At 56.5% G+C, this 16,431-nt stretch carries 14 protein-coding genes; 9 read left to right on the top strand and 5 right to left on the bottom strand.

Features of this window, described 5'->3' with window-relative positions; translation table 11 throughout:
* Positions 1-6 precede the first annotated feature (6 nt).
* On the top strand, positions 7-696 hold the full coding sequence (locus tag K0H79_RS01420; protein ID WP_220077060.1) for a sulfotransferase family protein: 690 nt from the start codon (positions 7-9) through the stop codon (positions 694-696).
* A gap of 78 nt (positions 697-774) precedes the next feature.
* On the opposite strand, the gene K0H79_RS01415 is transcribed toward K0H79_RS01420, so the two are convergent.
* The 5 genes from K0H79_RS01415 to K0H79_RS01395 form a co-directional block, all read right to left on the bottom strand.
* Positions 775-2,211 carry an MFS transporter gene (locus K0H79_RS01415; RefSeq protein ID WP_220077059.1) on the bottom strand — a complete coding sequence of 479 codons (1,437 nt, stop codon included), beginning with the start codon at positions 2,209-2,211 and terminating at the stop codon, positions 775-777.
* A 155-nt stretch (positions 2,212-2,366) separates the two neighbouring features.
* The gene (gene lgt, locus K0H79_RS01410) at positions 2,367-3,134 is read right to left on the bottom strand and encodes a prolipoprotein diacylglyceryl transferase (protein ID WP_220077058.1); all 768 of its coding nucleotides are present in this window, start codon (positions 3,132-3,134) and stop codon (positions 2,367-2,369) included.
* An 82-nt stretch (positions 3,135-3,216) separates the two neighbouring features.
* Complete coding sequence (locus K0H79_RS01405) at positions 3,217-4,281, bottom strand: phosphotransferase enzyme family protein (RefSeq protein WP_220077057.1); 1,065 nt, start codon at positions 4,279-4,281, stop codon at positions 3,217-3,219.
* Positions 4,274-5,140: an NTP transferase domain-containing protein gene (locus tag K0H79_RS01400; RefSeq protein WP_220077056.1), complete on the bottom strand. Its 867-nt coding sequence runs from the start codon at positions 5,138-5,140 to the stop codon at positions 4,274-4,276. Before K0H79_RS01400 ends, K0H79_RS01405 begins: the two co-directional genes overlap by 8 nt.
* A gap of 84 nt (positions 5,141-5,224) precedes the next feature.
* Positions 5,225-6,706 carry a hypothetical protein gene (locus K0H79_RS01395; protein ID WP_220077055.1) on the bottom strand — a complete coding sequence of 494 codons (1,482 nt, stop codon included), beginning with the start codon at positions 6,704-6,706 and terminating at the stop codon, positions 5,225-5,227.
* 187 nt (positions 6,707-6,893) lie between these two features.
* Between K0H79_RS01395 and gmk the strand changes: the two genes are divergently transcribed.
* The 8 genes from gmk (at position 6,894) to K0H79_RS01355 (ending at position 16,366) form a co-directional block, all read left to right on the top strand.
* On the top strand, positions 6,894-7,517 hold the full coding sequence (gene gmk / locus K0H79_RS01390; RefSeq protein WP_220066403.1) for a guanylate kinase: 624 nt from the start codon (positions 6,894-6,896) through the stop codon (positions 7,515-7,517).
* A 77-nt stretch (positions 7,518-7,594) separates the two neighbouring features.
* Positions 7,595-7,873: a DNA-directed RNA polymerase subunit omega gene (gene rpoZ / locus K0H79_RS01385; protein WP_011758386.1), complete on the top strand. Its 279-nt coding sequence runs from the start codon at positions 7,595-7,597 to the stop codon at positions 7,871-7,873.
* Positions 7,874-7,897: 24 nt separating this feature from the next.
* A complete protein-coding gene (gene spoT, locus K0H79_RS01380; protein ID WP_220066402.1) occupies positions 7,898-9,997 on the top strand; it encodes a bifunctional GTP diphosphokinase/guanosine-3',5'-bis pyrophosphate 3'-pyrophosphohydrolase in 2,100 nt (699 codons plus the stop codon).
* Positions 9,998-10,022: 25 nt separating this feature from the next.
* The gene (locus K0H79_RS01375) at positions 10,023-10,406 is read left to right on the top strand and encodes a RidA family protein (RefSeq protein ID WP_220066401.1); all 384 of its coding nucleotides are present in this window, start codon (positions 10,023-10,025) and stop codon (positions 10,404-10,406) included.
* Positions 10,407-10,474: 68 nt separating this feature from the next.
* A complete protein-coding gene (gene trmH, locus K0H79_RS01370; protein WP_220077054.1) occupies positions 10,475-11,200 on the top strand; it encodes a tRNA (guanosine(18)-2'-O)-methyltransferase TrmH in 726 nt (241 codons plus the stop codon).
* Between the two features lie 415 nt (positions 11,201-11,615).
* Positions 11,616-13,271, top strand: a complete 1,656-nt coding sequence (locus K0H79_RS01365; protein WP_220077053.1) for an AMP-binding protein — start codon at positions 11,616-11,618, stop codon at positions 13,269-13,271.
* A 224-nt stretch (positions 13,272-13,495) separates the two neighbouring features.
* The gene (locus tag K0H79_RS01360) at positions 13,496-14,755 is read left to right on the top strand and encodes an anaerobic sulfatase maturase (protein ID WP_220077052.1); all 1,260 of its coding nucleotides are present in this window, start codon (positions 13,496-13,498) and stop codon (positions 14,753-14,755) included.
* A gap of 39 nt (positions 14,756-14,794) precedes the next feature.
* On the top strand, positions 14,795-16,366 hold the full coding sequence (locus K0H79_RS01355; RefSeq protein WP_220077051.1) for an arylsulfatase: 1,572 nt from the start codon (positions 14,795-14,797) through the stop codon (positions 16,364-16,366).
* Positions 16,367-16,431 lie beyond the last annotated feature (65 nt).

The following is a 16,431-nucleotide window of genomic DNA, read 5'->3' as shown; positions in this document are numbered from 1 at the left end:
AACCCCATGAACCAGTCCATCAACAAGATTTTTATTATCGGCTTGCCCCGCACCGGCACCACCAGTGTGTGTGTGGCTTTGCTGGAAGCCATGCCAAAGGCCGGGCAGGCACAGCTCAAGGTGGCGCACATGGCCTTTACCAAGGCCAGCTTTGAGGCTGCCGACGCCATCGCCGATGCCCCCGTGTTCAGTGACTACCAAAAGCTGGACAAACTCTACCCCAACAGTAAGTTTGTTTACCTGGAGCGCACTATCGACAGCTGGGTTCCCTCGATGCAACGGCTGCTGGAGCGGATGTTGCCAAAGCTCGACCCAAGGGCCAAAGGCGGCTTTCATCCGCAGCTCAGGCGCAGTTTTAATGAGGTATTTGAGCTCGCTAAAGCGCAGGCAGGCCAAGTGGATATACTCTCTGCCCCGCACCTCGAGCAGTGTTTTACAAGGCACAGGCAACAGGTAGAAGCCTATTTTGCCGGACGTGACGATTTGCTGTGGTTAAACCCCGGCGATGCAGGTGCACTCGCGGCGCTGCACCGGTTTTTAGGTCTTGTGGACGTCGCCGAAGACGCCCCCTTTCCACACCTGAATCAGGCTGGCCGGGTGGCAGGCTTTGATGAGTTCAAACACCCAAACAAGATACCCGCAGAATTGTCGGGCCCTGAGCGGCGCGCCTTTTTCGACTACGGGAAACAGGGATAAATACTCTCTTTCCTGTTACTTGTTTCTTTTTCCAACCCTCTGTTCCGCCGCCAGCAGGCTGTCATCGGTCGGCTGTGTCTAACTGTCAGCGCCATCACCGTCGCGGCGTTTTCGCACCACGGTCAGGAAATCCAGCGCCACGCCGCTGATGGCGTTAAAGCCGCGGATGCGGAACACCAACCGGAGCAGATCCGGTCTTGGCCTGACCTTGGGTTCTACCGCACGCGGAATAAACCAGAGCGTGACCAGGGTGCGCAAGAAAGTAGACACCAAAAACACCACGAAGATGGGGCTGGCGAGCTCCCAGCCGGTGAAACTCAGGAAATCCGCCGCATGGCTGGCAATAAAGCCGCCCACCATGGCGCCCACAAACACCAGCGCCGCGCTCAGCGCCGACTGTACCGCGGCATAGGTGGCAAAGTCGGAGCGAAACGGGCGGATATCATAGAGATAGTTGGCCGTGCTCAGGGTAAAGCCGCTCCAGGCAAAACCGGAAAAAGCCTGAATCGCCAGGATGTACCCGTAGTTATCGGAGAACAGCCACAACAGCGGCAGGCTGGGGATAAGGCTTGAGGTAATCAACATCACCAGGCGATTGCCATAGAGATCGCTGAAACGCCCCCAAAATCTTAAGGTAACAAACTGGGTTATAACGGAGGCCACGCTGGCGAGCACAAACTCCAGGTAGCTGAAGTGCAATCCTTCCAACATGTACACCGCAAAGAAGGGCGCCGAGATGGCCACCATGGCCTGCATACCGGCCACGAACAGGCTGTACTGGCGAAAGGTCGCGTCTTTCCAGGCTTCGCGAAAATTCTTCAGGGTGCGAACAAACACCCCCGAGGTACGTACCGTTCTGGGTTCGGGGTCGTGCATCTGCCACAGCAGCCAGGCCGACACCCAGCGACCTATGGCCGCAATGGAAAACAGCAGGCTGAAGCCAAGCCAGGCCATACCGGCACTGTCACAGAGGCTCAGGATGCCTCCCCCCAGGAAAAACACCGTGAGCGATGCTCCCATGGTCAGCCGGGTACGGGCGGCAAAGAATGCGCCCCTGCGCCTTGGTGGCACCACGGCCCCCATCCAGGCCCGCCAATGGGGCTGAATAAGATTGATAAACCCATGATAGAGCGCCGCCAGGGCGATAAAAATCCACACCCCATGCTCGGGCCGAAACGCCGCCAGAGCCCCCATGGACAGCACCACCAACGCCTGCAGGGCCGCACAAAAAGCGATGAATCCCTTACGGGCAAAGTGGCTGGCCAGCCACACAGACAACAGCTGAGACAAGGCGCCGAAGAGCTGCGGCAAGCCACTGACCCAGGCCATTTGCCCAAGGGTCGCCCCCATAAAGATGGCAAAGGCAATAAAGAAGTTATCTGAGGTGGCCGTCATGGCCGACGAGGCAACCGCCTCCTGCTGTGAGCGCTTTAAGGTGTCTCTGAGCCAGCGACAACGCTCGGTGCGGCGTCCACTGGCCGGTGAGGCTTCTTCAGCAGGGATAGGTAAAGACATGGGCTCGTCGCAGGCTCGATTGGGCGATAAGGTTGCGGGAATTATGGCCAACTGCGCCTGCAAGAGCAATTGGCCCATCAGGAAAAAGCGGCGTTAACGCCTGCCGCCCGGGGTTGGCGGCGCCTTATCCGCCACCCCGGTTCATTTGCCCTGGCTCAGCTCCGCTTTCCGGTGCGGGCACGCAGCCACAGCCAGATGCCCACCAGAATAAAGGGCACGCTGAGCAGCTGACCCACAGTGAGCGGCAGCGAGGGGATGTAGCTTGCCTGCTCGGGCTTAACCAGCTCCACCAGCATGCGGATAACAAACACGCCTATGAGGAAGGCGCCAAAGAGACGCCCTTCCAGCGCCAACAAGGCGCGACGCATTTGCCACAGCAGCACGGCCAGCAGCAGGTAACCAATGGCCTCGTACAGCTGTGCCGGATGCCTTGGCAGCATGTCTACCCGGGCAAAAATCACGCCCCAGGGGCCGTCGGTCACCTTGCCGTAAATTTCTGAATTCATCAGGTTGGCCAGGCGCACGCACACGGCAAACACCAGGGTGGGAAGTGCCAGATAATCCAACAAATACATCAAACTAAGCTTGTTGCGCCTGGCAACCCAGAGCACACCCAGGATGGCGCCGAGGCCACCGCCGTGGCTGGCGAGGCCGCCCTTCCAGATGTAGAGGATTTCCATGGGATGGGCGAGATAAAAGTCGGGCTCATAGGCGAGACAATGCATCAAGCGTGCGCCCACGATAATGCCGATAAACACAGGGAAAAAGAGCTCGTCCACCAGCGCCACATTTTGCCCGGACTCTTTGAGCATCCGCTTGAGCAGGGCTGCCCCGCCCCAAATACCACAGGCAAACAAAAGCCCGTACCAGTGCAGGCTGATGCCGCCAAAGTTAAACAGTATGGGGTCGATATTCCAGGTCATAGGCTTGGCTCTCTCAAAATGGTTTCTGTATCCAGACAGGAAAACACCGCCCTTTGTGTTATCAAACGGGCGGTGCTGTCATTCAAAAAATGCAGGCTTTGAGGCGGTCGGCCTGAGTCAGCAAACTCTGATACAGGGTGAACTGATTGGCGGCCCGGTCCAGATTGTGACCTTCACGGTGCACATGGAAGTAGAGGTCGCCATTCAAATAATCCGTTATAAAGCGCACGCCAATCATCAGGCACATGATACGGGCACCCAGCCACAGGCTTTCGCGCTCTGCCGATTCCAGCACATCCCCCAGCTCAGCCAGATAACCGCGGCAGATGGCCGCAAAAATCTCCGGCCGTACCCGCACCTTGTCCAGTGCTTTGCTGTCTTCGGCCTCGGGTGAGGTAAAGGTACGCACCATGTCGCCAAAGTCATACATCAGATGGCCTTTCATGCAGGTATCCAAATCGATGATGGCCATGGCCGAATCGTCACGCTTATCAAAAAGCATGTTATTGATTTTGGTGTCGTTATGGCAAACCCGCAGCGGCAGCTTGGGCTCGAGGGCCGCCAGCTCATCCAGCAGACTGCGCTGGCCGAGGGCAAAATCGACCCATTCGCGACAAGTGGCGAGGCGACCGGCCTTGTCGTCGGCAACAGCCTGCTCCAGCGCCGCCAAACGGCCCGGCAGGAAATGAAACTTGGGAATGACGTCGCCAATCTGGGTGGCGTCGAAGTCGCACAGGGCGCGGGCAAAATGGCCAAAAGCACGGGCGGCCTGCTCGGCCTGCGCCTCGCTGCCGACCACATCGATGCTGCTTGAATGCTTGAGATAACGAATGGCGCGCCAGAAACCGACCTCGCCCAAATCAATGCCCAGCTCGCCCTCGGCAGTGGTTTTAGGGGTGACCACTTTCAGCCCGTAGTCTTTGCCTTCTTTTTCGCCCAAATGGCGACTGATGAGTTCGGCATTTTCCACCAGGGTCCAGGGCGTGGGAAATACACTGGTATTGAGACGCTGCAGTACCATGCTGCCCTCGTCCCAGGTCACCAGGAAGGTGTCATTGATGTGTCCATTGCCCAGAGCTGAAACCTTTGCAGCATTGCCTTCCAATCCATAGTGAGGCAGAACCCGCTGCCGGATAACTTCAATCACTCAATAACTCCATCAATCTTGATCTTACCCGGGGCACATCGTCTGCGTAGGTCACCCCGAGCCATTCCCCCTGAGCGGTTTCAACCCGGACTTTTTGCCCCTGGTCGATACCGGCTTGTACAACATCGGGAAGATAACATTCCTCCCCGGGTAATGGCGATGCCAAAAGAAAGGATATTAACGCGTCCTGCAACCAGCTGACAACGCTGTCATCAAATCCCCACAGGGTCATGGAAACCGGCACATCGGGCTCAAGTGGCCTCAGTTCGCCCTGAAAGCGCCCTGCCAGAGCAGCATCCGCTTCAATAATCTCTTTGTATTCTTCAACCCGGGCAAGATAGCCATCCTTTACCTGACAGATGCCGCGGTTTACCCCGCCGTGTTCCGACAGGGTGGCAGCGAGCGGATAAGCAACCATCAGCCAGCCGCCACGCTTGAGCCCTTCGGCCATACAGGCAAAGGCGTTATCGCCATAAAAGTCGTCGGCGGTGATCACCGCAAAAGGACCCTTGAGTTGGTGCCGGGCGCAGTAAAGGGCGTGGGCCGTGCCCCAGGGCTTGGTACGCCCTTCGAGCAGGGCAGCAACCTTGTCGGCAGGCAGCGGCAGGTCATCACGGGCCTGAATACAAAAATGAATGCCGAAGTCGGCGGGACCCTGAGAAGCCAGCTGCGCCGCGAGCTGCGATTCCAGCTCCGGGCGTATCACCAGCACGGCACGGCTGAAGCCGGCACGCACGGCACTTTGGATGGACAGCTCCAACATGGTTTCGCCCCTGGGGCCAAGCTGTGCCAGCTGCTTGTCGCCGCCAAAACGGCTGCCAAGCCCGGCGGCAAGAATCACCAATGTCAGTTCAGCCATAACCCCATGAATCCCCGGAAACTGCAATCACCAAAATAGGCCCGTGAGTGTACTGCATGGCCTTTTACAGGCGCCAGCAGAATATCAGGGAGCCAGGAACCCGGCGAATGCCTGATGCCCTTCGATGGCCGCCTGACTGCCTTTGAGGCTGAAGCCCTGACCACAGAGCTGCACATTCCCCCGAAGGGCCAGGTCCCGCACTATGGACTGGGTGTCCAGCGGCGAAAAGCGTGCACGGCGCATCCCCTGCTCATCAGTCACCTGCATTGGGCGATATCGGTTGCCGTTGTTAAACAGCAGGCTGGCACAATGGCGCTCGCCTTCTGCCGTGGCGAGTGACCAAATAATGCCGTTACTGGTGCTGTTGGCATGCCAGCTGAGAATAAGCGCCTCTTTATCCAATGCCAGCTCCAGGCCGGACTCGAGCCGGGTACTTGCCTGCAAAACGTCGGCCTTACTGGCTGCTGCACTGTCGCCTGCATCTTCCGGGCTACTGCTTAAGCGCATGCCGATGGCAACAACCGCGACCCCAAGCAGCACGGCTGCCGCGCCGGATAAATAGAATCGCCACCAGTTTTTAAGGTGCAGGTAGATGGCCTCCATCAGCACTTCGAGCGAACCATCACCATTGAAGGCATCACCCCAACTCCTCAGTGGCCGGGGCTCTGGCTCTAAGCTATAGGCTTCGTTGCCCGAAAGAGGCGTATCATCGGTGATGTCATCTTCCCGTACGCCAGTGGTGGCCCTGCGCTGGGTAAATTGCTGCCAGATAGGGGTGTCCTGGTGGGGGTCTGCGTCTCGGGAGTGCCGTGCGTCGATTGTCTGCCCCGGCTCGTCAGGGGAGTGCCTGCCGGCGACATCGATGCCATGATTGGCTTCGATTGCAAGGTGTTGCTCGCGGGTTGCCGACATGCCAAACACGGCCAGTGCATCGCTCTTGTCCTGCTCAGTTGCGGAATAGTCATGAACAGCGTCTTGCCGGAAGCGCTCGTGCGGCTGCGGACTGATTGGTTTGCCGTGTCCGCTGCCAGTGTCATGGTCAGCAGGGCTGACAGTGTGCCATGGGCCGCCCACCTCGGTGTGTTCTTGGTCGGGGTCGTCCCAAGCTGAATCAAAGGCGTCATCAAGCGCCTCTCCGCCGAGGGTGGGTTCACGCCTCGGGGCCAGAGGTTCGGGCGCTGGCATGTCTGCCGACCAATACCCACCGACATAATCTTTTACGGGGCGCGATGGCAATACGCTGACCAGGAGGGTGGTAGCAAGACCCAGGGCGAAGCAAATCAGCCCCAGAGCCGCATTACCCGCCATGCTCAGCACCAACAGCCAGAATGGCAAAGGCACCAAAGCCGCCACCAGATAGCCGCGGGGCCTGTGGGCGTCGCGGCAACGGCGCATCAGCGACAGGCCAAACAGCGCTGCAAGCAGCATTCCGGGCAACCACAGCCAATGGCCGCTACCAAACAGCAACACCAAAATCCCGGGAAGGGTGTAGGTCACCAGGCCAATGGCGCCGGTACGGCGACCATTGTCACAACCCACTGTGGTAAACAAACTGCCTGGCTGCAAAGCATCACCTCAGAAAACATGGCCATATAATCTTGGGCAGACTAGCCAATTTTCAGTGAAATGTCAGCGTCTGTCCTGTGTGGCTGGCGCAGAAGGCAGCAGCGGGAATATAATAGTCGGCTTATTCTTGTATTTTGACGGGCCAACATCCGGGCCCGGCGACCAGCCAGAGCGGAAAAGCCAACTGATGAGCACTCGTGGAAATCTTTTTATCGTATCGGCCCCCAGCGGTGCCGGTAAGTCTTCGCTGATTTCAGCCCTGCTGAAAGATAAACCCGCCGACAAGCAGGTGTCTGTGTCTCACACCACCCGCAAACCGCGTCCGGGCGAAGAAAACGGCGTGCATTATCATTTTGTCAGCGTGGATGAATTTAAAGCGCTGATCGCACAGGATGCTTTTTTCGAGTGGGCCGAAGTCTTTGGCAACTTTTATGGCACCTCACGCCTTACCGTACAGGAAACCCTGGAGCGCGGCATCGATGTGTTTTTGGACATTGACTGGCAAGGCGCCCAGCAGGTGAAAAAACTCATGCCCGAAGCCATGGGGATTTTTATTCTGCCCCCCAGCCGTGAAGAGCTGGAGCGCCGCCTTGTTGGCCGAGGTCAGGACAGCGATGACGTAATCGCGTCGCGCATGGCACAGGCCGTGTCTGAAATGTCCCATTACACTGAATATGAGTATGTTATCGTTAACGATAACTTTGATGAGGCCCTGGCCGATTTGCAGGCTATCATCCGCGCCGGGCGCTTAACCTGCGCTGGTCAAGCCCGCACCCACGGTGATATGCTTAAGGGTCTGTTGGCAGACTGACTGCCTTAGTGTACACTTTTGCGTCATTTTTTTACTGGACCGGTGCATTTACCGGCTAAATTTGGGAGTTCCACTACATGGCTCGCGTAACTGTAGAAGACGCCGTTAAGCAAATCGGCAACCGTTTTGACATGATCCTGGTTGCGGCGCGTCGTGCCCGTCAAATCGCCGTTCAGGGCAAAGACCCCATGGTGGAAGAGCAGAACGACAAGCCAACGGTTATCGCCCTGCGCGAAATCGAAAAAGGCCTGGTTAACGCCGGCACTCTGGACGCCGATGAGCGTCAGAGCGTACGTGAGCGCGAAGCAGCAGAAATCGCTGCCGTTGCCGCGATTGCAGAAGGTCGTTCTCTCTAATCCAAGCCCCCGGAGGTATGCCACTTGTATCTGTTTGAAGGTTTAAAGGAATCGGCTTCCGCTTACCTCGACAGCGGCCAAGTGGCATTACTCAAACAGGCTTATCAGGTCGCCCGCGATGCCCATGAAGGGCAAATGCGCACCAGCGGCGAACCTTACATCACCCATCCGGTGGCTGTAGCCAAGATTCTGTCCGACATGCGTCTCGACCACGAGACGCTGATGGCAGCCCTGCTGCACGACACCATCGAAGATACCCACGTCACCAAGGAAGATCTCGCTGAGCTGTTTGGTAATGCGGTGGCCGATCTGGTGGAGGGTGTCTCCAAACTCGATAAGCTCAAATTCCGCGATAAAAAAGAAGCCCAGGCGGAAAACTTCCGCAAGATGATGATGGCCATGACCCAGGATATCCGGGTTATCCTCATCAAGCTGGCCGACCGCACCCATAACATGCGCACCCTGGGTGCACTGCGTCCGGACAAACGTCGCCGCATCGCCCGTGAAACCCTGGAAATTTACGCCCCCATCGCCAACCGTCTCGGTATTCACAATATCAAGACTGAGTTGGAGGATTTGGGCTTCCAGGCGTATTACCCCATGCGCTACCGGGTGCTCAAAGAAGTGGTCAAGGCCGCCCGCGGCAATCGCAAAGAGCTAATCCAAAACATTAAAACCGGCATCCAGGCACGACTGGAGGACACTGGCATTCATGCCAAGGTCAAAGGCCGGGAGAAAAACCTTTACTCCATCTACAACAAGATGCGCGGTAAAGAGTTACAGTTTCAGGAAGTCATGGATATCTATGCCTTCCGGGTCATAGTGGATTCCATCGATACCTGCTATCGGGTGCTGGGGGCTATGCATGGCCTGTACAAGCCACGCCCCGGTCGCTTCAAAGACTACATTGCCATTCCCAAGGCCAACGGCTATCAGTCGCTGCACACTTCTCTGTTTGGTCCCCACGGTGTACCGGTGGAAATTCAAATCCGTACCGACGACATGGACCAAATGGCCGATAAAGGGGTAGCGGCCCACTGGGTATACAAAAATGGCAACGAAAACGGCAGCACTACGACTCAGGTCAGGGCCCGTAAGTGGATGCAAAGCCTGCTGGAGCTGCAGCAGAGCGCCAGCTCCTCGTTCGAATTTGTGGAAAACGTTAAAACCGAACTCTTCCCCGACGAAATTTACGTGTTTACCCCCGAAGGCCGCATTCTCGAGTTGCCGGTGGGCGCCACCGCGGTGGACTTTGCCTACGAGGTTCACACTGACGTGGGTAACACCTGTGTGGGCGCGCGGGTAAACCGCCAGGCCTATCCGCTAAGCCAGCCACTGATTTCTGGTCAAACCGTGGAAATTATTACGGCAAAAGGCGCAAAGCCCAATGCCGCCTGGCTCAACTTTGTGGTTACCGGTAAGGCGCGCGCCAAAATTCGCCAGGTACTGAAAAACCTCAAGCAGGATGAAGCCATAGCACTGGGTCGCCGCTTGCTTAACCACGCGTTGGGTGAAAACAAGCTCGACGGCGTGGCGCCGGAGCTGCTGGACAAAGTTATTCAGGAAACCAAGCACAAGGATTTGAACAGCCTGCTGGCCGACATAGGTTTGGGCAATGCCATGAGCATAGTTATCGCCCAGCGTCTGACCGGTGGCACCGTGCCTGAAAAGCAAAGCGAAACCCATCTGATGCCAATCCGCGGCGCCGAAGGCATGCTGGTGTCCTTCGCCAAGTGCTGCCACCCCATCCCCGGCGATGCGGTGATTGCCCACGTGAGCCCCGGCAAAGGTCTGGTGGTACACATGGAAAACTGCGCCAATATTCGCGGCTATCAGGGCGAGCCTGACAAGTACATCCCTGTGCATTGGGACAAGGTTGACGGCGTGGAATACCAGGCCAACCTGAGGGTAGAAATCGTTAACCATCAGGGTGCGCTGGCCAAGATCACCTCTATTATCGCCAGCGAAGGCTCCAACATTCATAACCTCAGCACCGAAGAGCGTGATGGTCGGGTGTATTTGATTAACCTGCGGATTTCAGTGCGGGATCGTATTCACCTTGCCAACGTGATGCGCCGCATCCGGGTTCTGCCCGAGGTGCTGAGAACCTCCCGAAATCGTTAGTCATTTCCCTATAAGAGAGAACCCTATGGCTGAAAAAACCATTATCGCCACCGACAAGGCTCCAGCGGCTATCGGTACTTATTCCCAGGCCGTGAAGGTCGGCTCTACCGTGTATCTGTCTGGTCAGATCCCACTGGATCCCGCCACCATGACCCTGGTTGGCGACGACTTTGAAGCCCAGACAGTGCAGGTGTTCGAAAACCTCAAGGCCGTGTGTGAAGCCGCCGGTGGCAGTTTTGCCGACATAGCCAAGCTGAATATCTTCCTCACTGACCTGTCGAACTTCGCCAAGGTGAATGAGATCATGGGCCGTTACTTCAGCCAGCCCTACCCTGCCCGCGCCGCCATCGGTGTGAAAGAGCTGCCACGGGGCTCGCAGGTAGAAATGGATGGCGTGATGGAGCTTTAATCGCTTCCCCATCTGCAGGGCGCCTCGGCGCCCTTTTGTTTTTTCACGATTTACACAGGAATGAATCCATGAGCCCGGAACGCTTTGCCCGCATCAATGAGATGCTGGACAACCGTCAACCGGATCTGACCGTCTTACTCGACCAGGTCCACAAGACCAACAACATAGCTGCGGTGCTGCGCAGTGCCGACGCCGTGGGTGTCCACCAGCTGCATGCGGTGTGGCCCGAGAGTTCCATGCGGGTGTCCGGCAATACCGCCTCGGGCAGCCAGCAGTGGGTTAAAACCCTGCGCCATGCCACTGTTACCGATGCTATCACCGCCCTCAAAGCAGATGGCATGCAGGTGGTGGTGACCAATTTCTCCGCCAATGCCAAAGACTTTCGCGAGATTGACTACACCAGGCCCACCGCCATAGTCCTCGGGCACGAGAAAAACGGTGTCAGTGATGAGGCCGTGCGCCTTGCCGATGCCGAAGTGATTATTCCCATGGTGGGCATGGTGCAGTCGCTGAATGTGTCAGTGGCCGGCGCCCTGGTACTGTTTGAAGCAGAGCGCCAGCGCCGGGCAGCCGGCATGTACGGCAACCGCAAACTGGATGATGCCTACTGCCAGAAGCTGCTGTTCGAACAGGGCCACCCCATCTATGCCAAGGCCTGCCGTCGCAAGGGACTTGCCTACCCCGCCATTGATGAAACCGGCCAAATCGTCGCACCGCCCGAATGGTGGCAAAAGATGCGCGAAGCCGACCCCGAGTCCCCTCGCCCCGAACGCGGCCGCCAGCGCCGCATGTAATTCAGCTTTGCATCAGGCTGAAGGGTCTATAATCCGGGATGACCACGTTGTTGTCCCGGTTTCTGTGTAGTGATAACAGCAACAGCCTCTGGCATGTTGCTTGTGGCCTCTGGCTTTTGGATTCACCGACCGGTCGCCCTTAATCAACGCTAATCACGCCAGGCAAAGGTGGATGTAAGGCGAAACAGGCAACCGCAGTCTCTTGAGCTAACTCGACACTGTCATCATGCTAACCAAATGATTTTAAAGGCCTGTTGATTTGATGATTCGGGACGGGGAGAGCACCGTCCAGCCCCACATCCCGGCAGCGTGAAACCATTTGCGAGGCCGGAGAAAAATAGACATACTGGAAGTTAAACGCGCGTTTAACACCGATTTAACGCCGATAAAGATAACAAACAAGATGGAAGTAGCGATGCAAGCCACTATCAAGACTCCTGTAGAGATGCTCGACCATTGGGTGCAGACCCAGGGTGACAAGGTTTACTTGCGCCAGCCGGTAAACGGCCAATACCGTGACTTCAGTTGGCGGGATGTGAAACGCCAGATGGAGCAAATTGCCGGTTCGCTCAGGCATCTTGGCCTGGTGCCCGGAGACAAGGTCGCCGTGCTGTCCAAGAACTGCGCCGAGTGGTTTATTACCGATCTGGCGTTAATGCACGGCGGTTATATCAGCGTACCCATCTACCCCACTGCCAATGCCGATACCATCCGCTACGTGCTGGAGCACAGCGGCGCCAAGGCCATTTTCATCGGTAAACTGGATCACTGGGCCGAGCAGGAAGCCGGTGTTGGCGGCAGTATTTTGCGCATGTCTTTCCCCTACGACACCATGCCGACCCAATATGGCTGGGACCAGTTGATGACCATGGGGCAACCGCTGACAGACGCGCCGCTGCCTGCCATGGAAGATACCATGACGCTGATTTACACCTCGGGCTCCACCGGCAGCCCCAAGGGTGCCATTCAAACCTTTGGCAGCTATTGCTGGACCTGTACCGCGGTGGTGCGCGATCTCAAGACCGACGGTGACGATAGATTGCTGTCATACTTGCCACTGGCCCATATCACCGAGCGGGTCGCCATCGAAGGTTCATCTTTCTATTCCGGCAGCGCCGTGGCCTTTGTGGAGAGCCTGGATACCTTCGTCGCCGACGTGCAGCGCATGCGCCCAACCGTATTCTTCTCGGTGCCACGTCTGTGGACCCTGTTTCAGAAAAACATTATCGACAAGGTGGGCTTCGATAAGCTCAATTTCCTGCTCAAGCTGCCCCTCATCAGCTATCTGGTAAAACGCAAAATTCACAAGGGGCTCGGCCTGGATAAGTGTCGCCTGCTGGGTTCGGGCTCTGCGCCAATCCCGCCATCACTCATTCAGTGGTACCACAGCATAGGGCTGAACATCTGTGAGGCCTGGGGTATGACAGAAAACTGTGCCTACTCCATCATCAATTATCCCTTTGATGAGCGCAAAATCGGCACCGTGGGTAAGCCCGTGGAAGGCTGTCTGGTGCGTCGCAGCGAAAGTGGTGAACTCATGGTCAAGAGTCCCGGACTGATGAGCGGTTACTACCAGCAGCCCGAAGCCTCGGCTGCCGCCTTCGATGAAGATGGTTTCTTCCATACCGGCGATCTCTGTGCCATCGATGAAGATGGCTGTGTCAGCATCACGGGCCGGGTGAAAGACAACTTCAAAACCGCCAAGGGCAAATACGTGGCGCCTGTGCCCATCGAGCGCAAGCTGGCTCAGGACCCTCATGTGGAGCTGATTTGTGTGATTGGCTCTGGCCTGCCTCACCCCATAGCACTGGTGCAGCTGTCAGACGGTGCCACCCTGCAGGCCCGGGAAGAGGTTCGCACTTCCATCAAGGCCACCCTGGATGCCGTGAATCCTCATCTGGAATCACACGAAACCGTGGATGCCGTGGTGGTGGTTAACGCGCCCTGGACCATTGAAAACGATGTGCTCACCCCAACGCTGAAAATCAAGCGCCATGTGCTGGAAACCAGATATAGCGCCAAGGTCGATGGTGTGCGTGGCGCAAAGGTGGTGTGGGAAGACGAGATCTGAGTCGCCGCCACCAGCCACAAAGAGACAAGCCCGCATCAGCGGGCTTTTTTATGTTCTTTTTCGGCGTCAGTCGACAGCATGACTTTCGCAAAAGTGCCGTTCATTCGGTGGTATTTTGTCTGTCCACCAGCAAGATATTGAGGTTCAACCAGTCGATTTTGCTTGGCACGGATAGAAAAAAAAGCGAGCTTTAGCTTAACTCAACACAGGGATGGAGCTGATACGTGACTGCAATTGATGTTGTTACCGTAACTGAGTTTCCCGCACTCAAGCGGACCAAAAATGCCACCGGAAGCCATTACCGCTTCCACACCATGATTAAGCCCAGCGGTGCCCAGTGCAACCTGGATTGTCGCTACTGTTTTTATCTGCACAAAGAGCAGCTCCTGGGTCAACCCAAGCGACCGCGCATGGATGATGAAGTACTCGAGCAGCACATCCGGCAGTATATTCAGGCCCAAACCGGCGATCAGGTGATATTCAGCTGGCAGGGAGGCGAACCCACCCTGATGGGGCTGCACTTCTTTCGCCGAGTCGTTGCCCTGCAACAAAAATATGCCCGTCCCGGGCTCAAAATTGAAAACGATCTGCAAACCAACGGCACCCTGCTGGACGAAGAATGGTGTGCGTTTCTCAAGCAGCACAAATTCCTGGTTGGCCTGTCTATCGATGGCCCCGAACAGTTCCACGACCTGCACAGGTACAGCAAAACCGGCGGCAAGACCTTTGCTGCCGTGGTGCGCGCCGCCCGCTTGCTGCATGCCCATGAAATTCCCTTCAGCGCTCTGTGCGTGATAAACCGCGACAACGCCGAATACCCGCTGGAGGTTTATCGCTTCCTGCGCGATGAAATAAGTCCCCGACTGATTCAATTTATTCCCGGCATGGAAAAAGCCGACTTTGTCAGCGCTGCCCCGGGCAGTTGGGATAAAACACGTCTGCCAAGGGAGGATGCACCCGAGGCACTGCCGGGGAACCCGGGCTCTGCTGTGGCCGACTGGTCGGTAGCGCCACTGCAGTGGGGACGTTTCCTCACCCGGGTGTGGGACGAATGGCTCGCCAGGGATTATGGCAAGGTATTTGTGGACCAGTTTGAAAATGTGCTGTCGATGATAACCGGCCAAGGCTCGCAGCAATGTGTGACCAGTCAGGTGTGCGGCAAAGCCATGGCGTTGGAGCACAATGGCGACCTCTACAGCTGCGACCACTTTGTGTATCCCGAATACCGCCTTGGCAATATCCGTACCGAGCATCAGGGCGATCTCGCCTTCAGCGAACGCCAGCAAGCCTTTGGTTACGCCAAATCCGCCAATTTACCGGCCAAGTGTAAGCAATGCGCCTATCTTAAATTGTGCTGGGGCCATTGCCCCAAAGACAGATTTTTAAAAACCACAGACAACGAGCCGGGGCTGCATTACCTCTGCCAGGGTCTGACACTGTTTTATCGTCATGTTATTCAGGAATGTGATCGTTTGTCCGGCTGAACAGCCGGATTGAGTTTATCAACACGCAAGGAGCAGGTAATGAAATTAAAACATTTGGCAGCGGCCATAGGATTAGGGATAGCCTCCCACAGTTATGCCGCAGAGCAGCCCAATATCGTGGTTATCTTTGGTGACGATGTGGGTTGGCAGAACGTCAGCGCATACGGTATGGGTACCATGGGCTACCTCACCCCCAACCTCGACAGCATTGGTAATTCAGGGATCCGTTTTACCGATCACTATGCCCAGCCCAGTTCCACCGCCGGGCGCGCCGCCTTTATTACCGGCCAATACCCCATTCGCAGCGGCATGACCACGGTCGCCATGCCGGGTGGAGATCTCGGTCTCAAGCCTGAGTCACCCTCGCTGGCCGAGGTGTTGAAAAAAGCTGGCTACGCCACCGGACAGTTTGGTAAAAACCATTTGGGCGACCATAACTTCTCACTGCCCACGGTGCATGGTTTTGATGAGTTCTTCGGTAACCTTTACCACCTCAACACCCAGGAAGAACACGAGCAGCGGGACTATAAGAACTTTGCCAAGGCTTATTCCGGTTCTATGGAAGCCTATCACAAAAAATTCGGTACCCGCGGTGTGCTCCATTGCTTCGCCACAGACAAAGTCGACAACACCAAGGACCCGCGCTTTGGCGTAGTCGGTAAGCAGCGCTGTGAAGACACAGGGCCTCTGGGGCAAGAGCGTCAAAAGGAGTTTGACCGCAACGAGATGCTGCCCACAGCCCTTAAATTTATCGACCGTGCTGTGGAGAATAAAAAGCCCTTCTTCGCCTGGGTTAACACCAGTCGCATGCACCTCTACACCCGCCTGAACGATAAATGGCGTTACGCCGCAGAAAACATCTCGTCTGACTACGACATGTACGGCAGCGGTATGATGCAGCACGACGATGACATCGGCTTCCTGCTCAAGGAGCTTGAATCTCGTGGCCTGAAGGACAACACCATCATCGTTTACAGCACAGACAATGGCCCTGAGCATTCCTCCTGGCCCCACGGTGGCACAACTCCCTTCCGGGGCGAGAAGATGACCACCTATGAGGGTGGTGTTCGGGTACCCACCATGGTCAGCTGGCCCGGTAAGATCCCATCGGGGCAAGTGCTTAACGGTATTCAGGGCCATCAGGATCTCTTCACGACTCTGGCCGCCGCAGCGGGCATACCCGATGTGAACCAGCGTATGCTGAAAGAGAAAAAGCAGTATATCGATGGAGTGAATAACCTCGACTACTGGACCGGTAAAAGCAGCAAGTCGGCCCGTGACCATATCCTCTACTACTTTGAAGGCCAGCTGTCTGCCGTTCGGGTAGGGCCATGGAAATTCCACTTCGCTATTGCCGAGCACTACTACGACAACCTGCTGCCACTGGCCAAGCCCAAGGTGTATAACCTGAGGGCCGATCCGTTCGAGAGCTACGATTCTGTCGACTCAAATGGCCATCTGGTGCAAAAAATCTCCTGGATGTTGGCGCCAGTGAGCGAGATAGTGCAGCAGCACGTTGAGAGCCTGGTGAAATACCCGCCCACTCAGGGGGGGACCACCTTCGACATGGCGAAAACCATCGAAGATGCCATGAAGAAAACCCAGCAGTAAACGGCTGGTATTCGCCCACAAAAAAGCTCGCCGGATGGCGAGCTTTTTATTACCTGCTGAGTAGG

Origin of the sequence: Shewanella sp. FJAT-52076, assembly GCF_019457455.1 — a bacterium.
Classification (GTDB): Bacteria; Pseudomonadota; Gammaproteobacteria; order Enterobacterales; family Shewanellaceae; genus Shewanella; species Shewanella zhangzhouensis.
The sequence above is the reverse complement of the archived record's forward strand: the minus strand, read 5'-3'. Positions and strand labels throughout refer to the sequence as shown.